The sequence below is a fragment of the Geodermatophilus sp. SYSU D00703 genome (assembly GCF_054050155.1).
The window spans coordinates 1-11,560 of record NZ_JBJGYU010000058.1; the positions used below are offsets into that span (position 1 = coordinate 1).

Sequence of the window (11,560 nt, forward strand, 5' to 3'; positions counted from 1 at the left end):
CAGGGCTGGGGGTGTGGGGGGGGGGGGGCTGAGACCAGAGCTAGGGCGCGGCCCCCCCCCCCCCCCCCCCCCCCCCCCCCCCCCCCCCCCCCCCCCCCCCCCCCCCCCCCCCCGGCCCCGTCCAGGACACCGCCCCCGGCTCGCCAGGGGCGGAGGGGACGGGGTCCTCCTACTCGCCGCCGCGCAGCAGGAACACGACCGACTCGAGCTCGTCGGGCTTGATGAGCACGTCGCGCGCCTTGGAGCCCTCCGACGGGCCGACGATGCCCCGGCTCTCCATGAGGTCCATGAGCCGGCCGGCCTTGGCGAACCCGACCCGCAGCTTGCGCTGCAGCATCGACGTCGACCCGAACTGGCTGGTGACCACGAGCTCGACTGCCTGGACGAGCAGCTCGAGGTCGCCGCCGATGTCCTCGTCGATCTCCTTCTTCTCGCCGCCGCCGGCGGAGAAGACCTCTTCCCGGTACTCGGGCTCGGCCTGCCGCTTGGTGAACTCGACGACCGCCTCGATCTCGGCGTCGGAGACGTAGGCGCCCTGGACGCGCATGGGCTTGCCCTGGCCGATCGGCATGAACAGGGCGTCGCCCATGCCGATGAGCTTCTCCGCGCCGGGCTGGTCGAGGATGACCCGGCTGTCGGTGAGGCTCGAGGTGGAGAACGCCAGCCGCGAGGGCACGTTGGCCTTGATCAGACCGGTGACGACGTCCACCGACGGGCGCTGGGTGGCCAGCACCAGGTGGATGCCGGCCGCACGCGCCTTCTGGGTGATCCGGACGATGCAGTCCTCGACGTCGCGCGGGGCGACCATCATGAGGTCGGCGAGCTCGTCGACGATCGCGAGGATGTACGGGTAGGGCCGGTACACGCGCTCGCTGCCGGGCGGGGCGACGATCTCGCCCTTCTCGACCTTGCGGTTGAAGTCGTCGACGTGCCGGACACCGGAGGCCCGCATGTCCTGGTAGCGCTGCTCCATCTCCTCGACCAGCCAGGCCAGCGCGGTCGCGGCCTTCTTGGGGTCGGTGATGATGGGCGTGATCAGGTGCGGGATGCCGTCGTACGGCGTCAGCTCGACCATCTTCGGGTCGACGAGGATCATCCGCAGCTGCTCCGGGGTGGCCCGCAGCAGCAGCGAGGTCAGCAGCGAGTTGATGCAGCTGGACTTACCGGCACCGGTGGCACCGGCGACCAGCAGGTGCGGCATCTTCGCCAGGTTCGCCGTGACGAAGCCGCCCTCGATGTCCTTGCCGAGCCCGACGACCATCGGGTGAGGGTCCTGCTTGGCCACCTGCGAGCGCATGACGTCGCCGAGGCTGACCGTCTCGCGGTCGGCGTTGGGCACCTCGATGCCGACGGCGGACTTGCCGGGGATCGGCGCCAGGATGCGGATGTTGTCGTTGGCGACGGCGTAGGCGAGGTTGCGGGTGAGCGCGGTGATCTTCTCGACCTTGACCGCGGGGCCGAGCTCGACCTCGTAGCGCGTGACGGTCGGCCCCCGCGTGAAACCGGTGACGTCGGCGTCGATGTTGAACTGCTCGAGCACGCCGCGGATCGCCTCGACCACGGCGTCGTTCGCGGACGACTCCTTCTTCGGCGGGGTCCCCGGGCGCAGCAGGGTCACCGACGGCAGCGTGTACTCACCCTCGACCGGCTCGATGCGCAGCTGCTCGGGCTCGGTGATCGGCTCGAGCACCTCCGGCGGGGCCGTGCGGTCGACCACCGGGGCGCGGCGGCCCGGCTCCGGGTCGGGCGCGGGCTCGACGTGCACGGCCTCCGGCGCCTCGTCGAAGGCGGCGTGGTCGATGGCCGGGAGGGTGTCCACCGGCCCGGTGTCCATCAGGTCGTCCGCGAGGGACCGGCGGCGGGTGCGGGGAGCCGGCGCGGGCTCCTCGTCGTCCTCGTCGTCCCAGGCCTCGTCGTAGTCGTCCTCGTGGGTGCCCTGGCCGAGCAGCCGGTCACCGAGCTCGCGCAGCCGCTCGGGGATCTGGTGCACCGGCGTCGCGGTGAGCACGAGCAGGCCGAAGAACGCCAGCAGGACCAGCAGCACGACGGTGACGACGCTGCCGACGCCGGCCACCAGGGGCGTGCCGACGGCCCAGCCGGTCAGGCCCCCGGTGCCCGGCCGGCCCTGGACGGGGACGGCGCCGTCGCCGACGACCTGCGCGATGCCCAGGACCGACGCGACGAGGCACAGCCAGCCGATCGCCAGGCGGCCGCGCGTCTCCGGGCGCGGCGCGCGGCGGAGCAGCCGGAGGGCGACGAAGAACAGCAGCACCGGCAGGACCAGGACCAGCGAGCCGACGACCCACCGCACGCCGTCGGCCAGCGCGGCACCGACCGGGCCGATGCCGTTGGTCCAGGCCGCGGCGCCGAGGACGACGGCCAGACCGAGCACGGCCAGGCCGACACCGTCGCGGCGGTGTTCGGGCGCGAGCGGCTCGGCCTCCTCGGGCCGGGCCACCGAGCGGGCCAGCCCGCCGGCCCCGCGGGCCAGCAGGGACCAGCCACCGCTGATGACGCCCCACAGACCGGGGCCGGAGTTCTCGGGCGCGGGCTTCCGTGCGGCGGGCTTGCGGCCGCCGGAGGCGGGCCGCTTCGCGGGCGGGCGCTTCCGGGACGCGGTCGAGCCGGAGCCGGAGCGTCCGCGCGCCGGCGACTTACCCGACGCGCGGGTCGTCGTCGTGCGAGCAGGCATGCGTCAGACCGTAATCGCCGCAGGTGCGCGCCGACGGCAGGCGACGCCTCGTGTCCGCCACCTACGGTCAGGGCATGCCGACCCCTCCCCCGGTCCCCCACGGCAGCTGGCCCACCCCGATCACCTCCGAACTCGTGGTCCGCGCGGCCGCCCGTCTGGGGGAGGTGGCCGTCGACGGCACCGATGTGTGGTGGTCGGAGTCACGGCCTCAGGAGGGCGGCCGGTCGGCCCTGGTCCGGCGGTCCGCGGACGGCGTCGTCGACGACGCGCTGCCCGCTCCGTGGAACGCCCGCACGCGGGTGCACGAGTACGGCGGCGGCGCATGGGCCGTCGCCGGCGGCACCCTGTGGTTCACCGACTTCGCCGACCAGCGGCTGTACCGGCTCGACCCGGGCGCGGACGACCCCGTGGCGGTCACGCCGGAGCCCGCGCTGCCCGCGGGGGTCCGCTACGCCGACCTCACGCCGGCGCGGGGCGGCGCGCTGCTCGCCGTCCGGGAGACGCACGCGGCCGGTGGTGCGGCGGCCGACGTGGTGAACCAGATCGTCCGGCTCGGGCCCGAGGGGACCGAAGACGTCCTCGTCAGCGGGCCGGACTTCGTCTCAGACCCGCGCCCCTCCCCCGACGGCCGGTCCCTGGCCTGGCTGCAGTGGGACCACCCGGACATGCCCTGGGACGCCGCCCAGCTCGTCGTCCGCACCGACGACGGCAGCCCGACCGTGGTCGCGGGCGGGCGTCCGGCCGGCGGGGCCGCCGAGTCCGCCGTCCAGCCGACGTGGGCCGCCGACGGCAGCCTGTGGTTCTGCCTGGACCGCACGGACGTGTGGGCGCTGTACCGCTGGCGGCCGGGCGGGGACGTCGACCTGGTCCTCGACGTGGACGCGGACATCGCGGGGCCGCAGTGGGTGTTCGGCGCCCGCCGCTTCGCCCTGCTGCCCGACGGCCGCGTCGTGCTCGCCTTCGCCCGGGAGGGGGCCGACCGGCTCGCCGTCCGGAAGACCGACGGGACCCTGCAGGAGATCGACCTGCCGTACTCGCTGTTCCGGTACGTGACGGCGGTGGACGGCGCGGTGGTCTGCCTGGCCGGGGGTCCGGCGAGCGAGCCCGTCGTGCTGCGGGTGCCGGCGGACGGCGGCGCCGCCGACGTGCTGCGGCCCGCCCGGGACCTCGGCCTGGACCCCGCGTGGTTCGCCCGGCCCGAGCACGTGTCCTTCCCGACCCCGGACGACGGCACCGGCATCGACGTCGCGCACGCGCTGGTCTACCCGCCGACCAACCCGGAGGTGTCCGCACCGGAGGGGTCGCTGACGCCGCTGCTGGTCGTCGTCCACGGCGGGCCGACGGCCGCGGCGACGCCGGTGCTCGACCTGGGGGTGCAGTACTGGACCTCCCGGGGGTTCTGCGTCGCCGACGTGGACTACCGCGGGTCGGCCGGCTACGGGCGCCGCTACCGCGAGGCCCTGCGCGGCGCCTGGGGCGTGGTCGACCTCGACGACGTCGTCGCCTGCGCCCGGTTCCTCGCCGACGGCGGCCGGGTCGACCCGGCGCGGATGGCGATCCGCGGCGGGTCGGCGGGCGGGTACACGACGCTGGCGGCGCTGTGCCTGCGGCCCGGCGTCTTCTCCGCGGGGGCCAGCCACTTCGGCGTCGCCGACCTCGCCGCGCTCGCGGCGGACACCCACAAGTTCGAGTCCCGTTACCTCGACGGTCTGGTCGCCCCGTGGCCGGAGGGCACCGAGGTCTACGCGCAGCGGTCGCCGATCAGCCACGTCGCCGCCTTCGACACCCCGCTGGCGGTCTTCCAGGGCGAGGAGGACCGCGTCGTCCCGCCGGAGCAGGCCGAGGCGATCGTCGCGGCGCTGCGCGCGAAGGGGGTGCCGCACGCCTACCTGCTGTTCCCCGGTGAGCAGCACGGGTTCCGGCGGGCCGAGAACGTCCGGGCGGCGCTGGACGGCGAGCTGTCGTTCTACGGCCAGGTGTGGGGCTTCGACCTCCCCGCCGACGAGGCCATCGAGCCGATCGCGGTCACCGGAGGCTGAGAGGGGAGGAGATCTGCGCTCTCAGCCTCCGACTCACACCTCGAGGACGGTGGGGATGATCATCGGGCGGCGGCGGTGGGTGTCGGACACCCACTTGCCGATCGTCCGGCGGATCACCTGGGAGAGCCGGTGTGGGTCGGTCTCGCCGTCGGCCAGCGTTCGCCGCAGCGCGTCCTCGACCAGCTCCAGCGCCGGGTCGAAGACGGTCGGGTCGTCCGCGAAGCCCCGGGCCGAGAGGTGCACCGGCCGCACGATCGTGCCGGTCGAGGGCTCGATGACGACGGTGAGCGCCACGAAACCCTCGTCGCCGAGGATGCGCCGCTCCTGCAGCGACTCCTCCCCCACGTCGCCGACGTTGAGCCCGTCGACGTAGACGTCGCCGACCGGGACGCTGCCCACGATCGCGGCCTTGCCGTCGACCAGGTCGACGACGACGCCGTTCTCGGCCAGGAGCACGCGGTCGGCGCTCATCCCGGTCTCCTCCGCGAGCGCGGCGTGCGCCCGCAGGTGCCGCCACTCGCCGTGCACCGGCATGAGGAAGCGGGGCTTGGCGACGTTGAGCAGCGTCCGCAGCTCCCCGGCCGGCGCGTGCCCCGAGACGTGCACCCGCGCGGTCTCCTTGTGCACGACCGTGGCGCCGCGGCGGGCCAGGCCGTTGATGACCTTGTAGACCGCGGTCTCGTTGCCCGGCACCAGGGAGGAGGCGAGGACGACGGTGTCCCCGGCCTCGATGGTGACCTGGTGGTGGTCGCCGCGCGCCATGCGGCCCAGCGCGGACAGCGGCTCCCCCTGCGAGCCGGTGCAGACGAGCACCACCTGGTCCGGCGGCATCGCGGCGGCCTCGTCGAGGGACACCATCAGCCCCGGCGCCACCCGCAGCAGGCCGAGGTCGCGGGCCACGCCCATGTTGCGGACCATCGACCGGCCGACGAAGGCGACCTTCCGCCGGTGCGTCTCGGCGCAGTCGAGGACCTGCTGGATCCGGTGCACGTGGCTGGCGAAGCTGGAGACGATCAGCCGCTGGGTCGCGCGCGCGAAGACGTCGTCCAGGACCGGGCCGATCGACCGCTCGGAGGTGACGAAGCCGGGGATCTCGGCGTTGGTCGAGTCGGCCAGCAGCAGGTCGATGCCCTCGACCCCGAGCCGCGCGAACGCGCCCAGGTCGGTGAGGACGCCGTCGAGCGGCAGCTGGTCCATCTTGAAGTCCCCGGTGTGCACCAGCGTCCCGGCCGGCGTGTGGACGGCGACCGCGAGCGCGTCGGGGATCGAGTGGTTGACCGCGATGAACTCGCAGTGGAACGGGCCGGCGACGTGGTCGTCACCCGCGGCCACCTCGACCAGCGTCGGGTCGATGCGGTGCTCGCGCAGCTTGGCGGCGACCAGGGCGAGGGTGAACCGCGAGCCGACCAGCGGGATGTCGCCGCGCAGCCGCAGCAGGTACGGGATCGCGCCGATGTGGTCCTCGTGCCCGTGGGTGAGGACCACGGCGGCGATGTCGCCCAGCCGGTGCTCGATGACCCCGAAGTCCGGGAGGATCAGGTCGACCCCGGGCTGCTCGGCCTCCGGGAACAGGACGCCGCAGTCGATGACCAGCAGGGCCCCGTCGTACTCCAGGACGGCCATGTTGCGGCCGATCTCGCCGAGCCCGCCCAGCGCCATGACCCGCAGGCCGCCGGACGGCAGCGTGGGTGGTGCCTTGAGGTCCAGGTGCGGCTGGGTGATCGGGGCGTCGGGCGCCGCGCTCACAAGGCCACCCCACCCGCCGTCAGGTCGGCGCGGAGGCGCTCGACCTGCTCGGGGGTGGCGTCGACGAGCGGCGGGCGCACCGGGCCGGCGGGCAGGCCGAGCGCGTTGAGGGCCGCCTTGACCAGGATGACGCCCTGGGTGCGGAAGACGCCGGTGTAGACCGGCAGCAGGCTCTCGTTGACCGCGCGCGCCTTGACCAGGTCGCCGGACTCGACCGCCGCGATCAGCTCGGCCAGCCGCGGGCCCACCAGGTGCCCGACGACGCTGACCACGCCGACCGCGCCGATGGCCAGCAGCGGCAGGTTGAGCATGTCCTCGCCGCTGTAGTAGGCGAGGTCCGTGCGGGCGAGGGTCCAGGCCACCGCGCCGAGGTCGCCCTTGGCGTCCTTGACCGCGACGATCCGCGGGTGCTCCGCCGCCCGCACGAGCGTCTCCACCTCGATGGGGACGACGGTGCGCGGCGGGATGTCGTAGAGCATCACCGGCAGGTCGGTGGAGTCGGCGACGGCGGTGAAGTGCCGCAGCAGGCCGGCCTGCGGGGGCTTGTTGTAGTACGGCGTCACCACCATCAGGCCGTGCGCGCCGAGCCGCTCGGCGTCGCGGGCCTTGTCGATGGAGTGGGCGGTGTCGTTGGTCCCCACGCCGGCGACGACGGTCGCCCGGTGGCCGACCGCGTCCAGGACCGCCTCCAGCACGGCGCGCTGCTCGGCGTCGCTGAGGGTCGGCGACTCCCCCGTCGTCCCGCAGATCACCAGCCCGTCGTGGGCTCCGCGGTCGACCAGGTGGGCAGCCAGTTCCTGGGCGCCGGCGAGGTCGATCGAGCCGTCCTCGGCCAGCGGGGTGACCATCGCCGTCAGGACGCGCCCGAAGGGCCGAGCGGGGTCGCTGGTCATGGGGTGAATCTACCGATCGAGGACGGCGGCGTTCCGTGCCGCCGCACCGGGATCGGTCCTCCGCCGGTACTCCGACACCGCGTACCGCAGGCCGGTGACCGACGTCGACCAGCCCTCGGCGGGGTCGCGGGAGACCTGCCGCCACTCGGGACCGGGTGCCGGCGCCCACGTGTCGCCGTCCACCTGGGTGTCGACGTCGGTGACGACCAGGCGGTCCGCGTGCGGCAGGAAGGCCGCGTAGACGCGGCCGCCGCCGATGACCCACAGGTCCCCGCCGTCCCCGAGCACCTCCTCGACCGACCCGGCGCGGCGCGCGCCGTCGGCCGCCCAGGACGGGTCGGTGGTGAGGACGACGTTGGTGCGCCCCGGCAGCGGGCGGAACCGTCCGGGCAGTGACTCCCAGGTGCGCCGGCCCATGACCACGGTGGAGCCGGTGGTCAGCGCGCGGAACAGTCCCAGGTCCTCGGGGAGGTGCCACGGCAGCGCGCCGTCGGCGCCGATGACGCCGCCGGGCGCCTGCGCCCAGATGAGCGCGACGCTGCTCTGCTCCCCTGGTGACCTCACGAGCTCGGTCACACGGCCACCGGGGCCTTGATCGCCGGGTGGTGCCGGTAGTCGCGCAGCGTGAGGTCCTCGTAGGCGTAGTCGAACAGCGAGGACGCGGGCTCCAGCTCGAGCGTCGGGAAGGGCAGCACGTCGCGGGAGAGCTGCTGGCGCACCTGCTCGACGTGGTTGCTGTAGACGTGGCAGTCCCCGCCCACCCAGATGAAGTCGCCCGGGGCGAGCCCGACCTGGTCGGCGACCATGCGGGTGAGCAGCGCGTAGCTGGCGATGTTGAACGGGACGCCGAGGAAGAGGTCGGCGCTGCGCTGGTAGAGCTGGCACGAGAGCCGGCCGTCGGCGACGTGGAACTGGAACAGCGTGTGGCAGGGGGCCAGCGCCATCTCCGGGAGCGCGGCCACGTTCCACGCGGAGACGACCATCCGCCGGGAGTCAGGGTCGGTGCGCAGGGTCTCCAGGACGCCGGCGATCTGGTCGACGTGCCCGCCGTCCGGCGTGGGCCACGACCGCCACTGGACGCCGTAGACCGGGCCGAGCTCGCCCTCCGGCGAGGCCCACTCGTCCCAGATGGTCACGCCCTTGTCGCGCAGCCAGCCGACGTTGGACTCGCCGCGCAGGAACCACAGCAGCTCGTAGGCGACCGACTTGAAGTGGACCCGCTTGGTGGTGACCAGGGGGAAGCGCTCGGACAGGTCGTAGCGCAGCCGCTCGCCGAAGAGGCTGACCGTGCCGGTGCCGGTGCGGTCCTGCTTGGGGGTGCCCTGCTCGAGCACCCGGCGCAGCAGGTCCTCGTACTGGGTGTCGATCGGGCCGTCGGTCGCGCTTGCCACGCGCCGAGGGTACGGCGGACGTCGGACAGGGTCCCGCTCCCGGGACCCTCCCGCCCCACGGGTCAGATCCGTCACCTAAGGACCGCTGCCGGCGGCGTCGTCCCGCGGTGCGAGGCGACGGCGAGGTCCGCGGCGAGGTCCCCGCGGTCGGCGACGGCCACGCAGTCCAGCTCCAGCCAGCCGGCCATGAGGGCCAGCTCGGCGGCGAGCGCCGCGGCGACCTCGGCACGGTCCACCCCGTCCTCCGCGAAGGCCGACTGCACCCGCAGCACCCCCGCCTGGCGGTCGGCCTTGAGATCCACCCGGGCGACGAGCCGGTCGCCGAGCAGGAACGGCAGGACGTAGTAGCCGTGCACCCGCTTGGCGGCGGGCGTGTAGATCTCGATGCGGTACCGGAAGCCGAAGATGCGCTCGACCCGCGGCCGCTCCCAGACCAGCGAGTCGAAGGGGCTGAGCAGCGCCCGGGCCCGGATCCACCGGGGGCGGCGCGCAGCGGGGTCCAGCCACGCCGGCGCCCCCCACCCGGCCACCTCGACCGGGAGGAGCTCACCGGCGTCGACGAGCTCGGCGATCGCCGCCCGCGTGGGTGCGGGCCTGAGCCGGAAGTAGTCGCGCAGGTCCCGCTCGGTGGCCACGCCGAGCGCGCGGGCGGCGGTGCGCACGAGCTCGCGGACCGCCTCGGCAGGCTCCGGCGTGGGCGCCTGCAGGACGGCGGCGGGCAGCACCCGCTCGGCCAGGTCGTAGACCCGCTCGAAGGCCGTGGTCCGGCCGCGGGTGGTGAGGACCCCGCTGTAGAAGAGCCACTCGAGCGCCACCTTGCCCGCGTGCCAGTTCCACATGCTCCCCGGCCGGTCGGGTCGGGGTTCGGCGAGGTCGCCGGCCTTGAGCGGGCCGCCCTCCCGCACCCGGTCGAGGACCTCGGCGACGTAACCGGGGCGCTCCCGCTGGATGCGCACCATCGAGCCCCAGGCGTGCTCCTCGGCGGCCGCCATGCGCCAGCGCAGGTACGGGTGCAACCGCACGGGCAGGAAGGACGCCTCGTGCGCCCAGTACTCGAACAACGCGCGGCGGCGGCCGGCGAGCTCGTCGAGAGCGGCACGGCGGTAGGGCCCGAGCCGGCTGAAGGCGGGCAGGTAGTGCGCCCGCGACAGCACGTTGACCGAGTCGATCTGCACGACGGCCAGCCGCTCGGCCATCCGCCTCAGGTGCCGGCCGTCGACGGGCCCGGTCGGTCGTGGGTCGGCGAACCCCTGGGCGGCGAGGGCGGTGCGGCGGGCGAGCGGAGCCGGCAGACGGTCGACGACGGGGAGGCCCACAGCGAGCGATCCTGCCTGGTGGGTCCGACAGTCGCTGGGCGGCCCTACGCTGCCCGACGTGGACCCGACCTCGCCGTTCCCGCGCCTGACCGGTACCGCCGAGGTGTCGGTCCGGCCGGCCCGGCCGGACGACGCCGCGGCGATCGCCCGGGTCCAGGCGGTCACCTGGCGGACGGCGTACCGGTCCGCGCTGCCGGCCGACGTCCTGGACACGTGGGACCAGGACGCCGCCGCGGCGGCGTGGCGCTCGGCGGCGCTGGCCCCACCGACGCCGGCCCACGGTGTCCTGGTCGCCGTCGAGCGCCAGGTCGTCGTCGGCTTCGCGGCCTACGGACCGCCGGAGGCGGTCGACGTCGAAGGTGCCGCCGGCACGGGACCGACGACCGAGGTGGCCACCCTGCTCGTCGAGCCACGGTGGGGACGGCGGGGCCACGGCAGCCGGTTGCTGGCCGCCGTGGCCGACCTCGCCCGGGCCTCCGGCGCAGCGCGCCTGCAGACCTGGCTGGCGGAACAGGACCGGGTGTCGGCGGACTTCTTCGAGTCGGCCGGCTGGGCGCCGGACGGCTGGGTGCGCACGCTCGACACCGGCGGCGTCCCGCTCCGGGAGCGCCGCTGGCACGCGCTGCTGGACGAGACGGAGTCGAGCCGATGACGTTCGAGGGTCTCCCCGACGAGGGGCTGGTCTTCTACGAGGGCCTGGAGGCCGACAACAGCAAGACGTACTGGGCCCGCCACCGCGGCGTCTACGACGGGTGCGTGCGGGCGCCGCTGCAGGCCCTGGTGGACGAGCTGGCCGCGGAGTTCGGCACCGCCAAGCTGTTCCGCCCGTACCGCGACGTCCGGTTCAGCCACGACAAGACGCCCTACAAGACCCACCAGGGGGCCGTGGTCCACCCGGAGGGGCGCGGCGCCGACGCCTGGTACGTGCAGGTCTCGGCGGAGGGCCTCATGGTGGCCGGCGGCGCGTGGCGGCTCGAGTCGGACCAGGTCGCCCGCTACCGGCGCGCCGTCGCCGACGACGTCCAGGGCGGGCGGTTGCGCGCCGAGGTCGACCGCCTGGCCGCGGCCGGGTGGGACATCGAGGGAGAACGGCTCACGCGCGTCCCGCCCGGGTTCCCCGTGGACGGCGACCGCGCGGACCTGCTGCGGCACAAGTCGCTGCACGCGGTGCGCCGCTGGGAGCCAGCGGACTGGCTCCACGACCGCCGCGCGCTCGACGAGGTCCGGACGGCGTGGCGAGACCTCGGCGCGCTCAACGCCTGGCTCGCCGACAACGTGGGGGCCACGACCAAGGAGCCCCGGGCCCGCCGCTGACGCAACTCGCTGAGGCTGCCGGCGGCCGTCTCCTCTGCTGACGAAATGCGACAGGGGCCCCGGCGGTTGCTGGGGCCCCTGTCGGGAGGTGTTGTCCGGCGGCGTCCTACTCTCCCACCCCGTCGCCGGGGCAGTACCATCGGCGCTGAGAGGCTTAGCTTCCGGGTTC

Annotated in this window: 9 protein-coding genes and 1 rRNA gene; 3 read left to right on the plus strand and 7 right to left on the minus strand. The window is 74.6% G+C overall.

Annotated features, from left to right (window positions below; translation table 11 throughout):
- Positions 1–169: 169 nt before the first annotated feature.
- Positions 170–2,692: a DNA translocase FtsK gene (locus ACI782_RS25620; protein ID WP_456912936.1), complete on the minus strand. Its 2,523-nt coding sequence runs from the start codon at positions 2,690–2,692 to the stop codon at positions 170–172.
- Positions 2,693–2,766: 74 nt separating this feature from the next.
- Between ACI782_RS25620 and ACI782_RS25625 the strand changes: the two genes are divergently transcribed.
- On the plus strand, positions 2,767–4,731 hold the full coding sequence (locus ACI782_RS25625) for a prolyl oligopeptidase family serine peptidase (protein ID WP_456912937.1): 1,965 nt from the start codon (positions 2,767–2,769) through the stop codon (positions 4,729–4,731).
- A gap of 33 nt (positions 4,732–4,764) precedes the next feature.
- Here ACI782_RS25625 and ACI782_RS25630 read toward each other — a convergent pair whose 3' ends face one another.
- The 5 genes from ACI782_RS25630 to ACI782_RS25650 form a co-directional block, all read right to left on the minus strand.
- Entirely contained in the window at positions 4,765–6,477 is a 1,713-nt protein-coding gene (locus ACI782_RS25630) for a ribonuclease J (protein WP_456912938.1), read from the minus strand.
- Entirely contained in the window at positions 6,474–7,370 is an 897-nt protein-coding gene (gene dapA, locus ACI782_RS25635; protein WP_456912939.1) for a 4-hydroxy-tetrahydrodipicolinate synthase, read from the minus strand. The genes ACI782_RS25630 and dapA overlap by 4 nt, the downstream gene beginning before the upstream one ends.
- A 9-nt stretch (positions 7,371–7,379) precedes the next feature.
- Complete coding sequence (locus tag ACI782_RS25640) at positions 7,380–7,946, minus strand: dihydrofolate reductase (RefSeq protein ID WP_456912940.1); 567 nt, start codon at positions 7,944–7,946, stop codon at positions 7,380–7,382.
- The gene (locus ACI782_RS25645; RefSeq protein ID WP_456912941.1) at positions 7,943–8,761 is read right to left on the minus strand and encodes a thymidylate synthase; all 819 of its coding nucleotides are present in this window, start codon (positions 8,759–8,761) and stop codon (positions 7,943–7,945) included. Before ACI782_RS25645 ends, ACI782_RS25640 begins: the two co-directional genes overlap by 4 nt.
- Positions 8,762–8,832: 71 nt before the next feature.
- Positions 8,833–10,077, minus strand: a complete 1,245-nt coding sequence (locus ACI782_RS25650; protein ID WP_456912942.1) for a winged helix-turn-helix domain-containing protein — start codon at positions 10,075–10,077, stop codon at positions 8,833–8,835.
- Between the two features lie 58 nt (positions 10,078–10,135).
- Here ACI782_RS25650 and ACI782_RS25655 point away from each other — a divergent pair, with 58 nt between their 5' ends.
- Positions 10,136–10,729: an N-acetyltransferase family protein gene (locus ACI782_RS25655; protein WP_456912943.1), complete on the plus strand. Its 594-nt coding sequence runs from the start codon at positions 10,136–10,138 to the stop codon at positions 10,727–10,729.
- Positions 10,726–11,391, plus strand: a complete 666-nt coding sequence (locus ACI782_RS25660; protein WP_456912944.1) for a DUF2461 domain-containing protein — start codon at positions 10,726–10,728, stop codon at positions 11,389–11,391. Before ACI782_RS25655 ends, ACI782_RS25660 begins: the two co-directional genes overlap by 4 nt.
- A gap of 93 nt (positions 11,392–11,484) precedes the next feature.
- Here the strand turns inward: ACI782_RS25660 and rrf are convergent.
- A 5S ribosomal RNA gene (gene rrf, locus ACI782_RS25665) occupies positions 11,485–11,560 on the minus strand; the annotation flags it as partial.

Coding starts and splice junctions, on each gene's coding strand:
- ACI782_RS25625 (WP_456912937.1), top strand. CDS start 2,767: ATGCCGACCCCTCCCCCGGTCCCCCACGGCAGCTGGCCCACCCCGATC.
- dapA (WP_456912939.1), bottom strand. CDS start 7,370: ATGACCAGCGACCCCGCTCGGCCCTTCGGGCGCGTCCTGACGGCGATG.
- ACI782_RS25660 (WP_456912944.1), top strand. CDS start 10,726: ATGACGTTCGAGGGTCTCCCCGACGAGGGGCTGGTCTTCTACGAGGGC.
- ACI782_RS25620 (WP_456912936.1), bottom strand. CDS start 2,692: ATGCCTGCTCGCACGACGACGACCCGCGCGTCGGGTAAGTCGCCGGCG.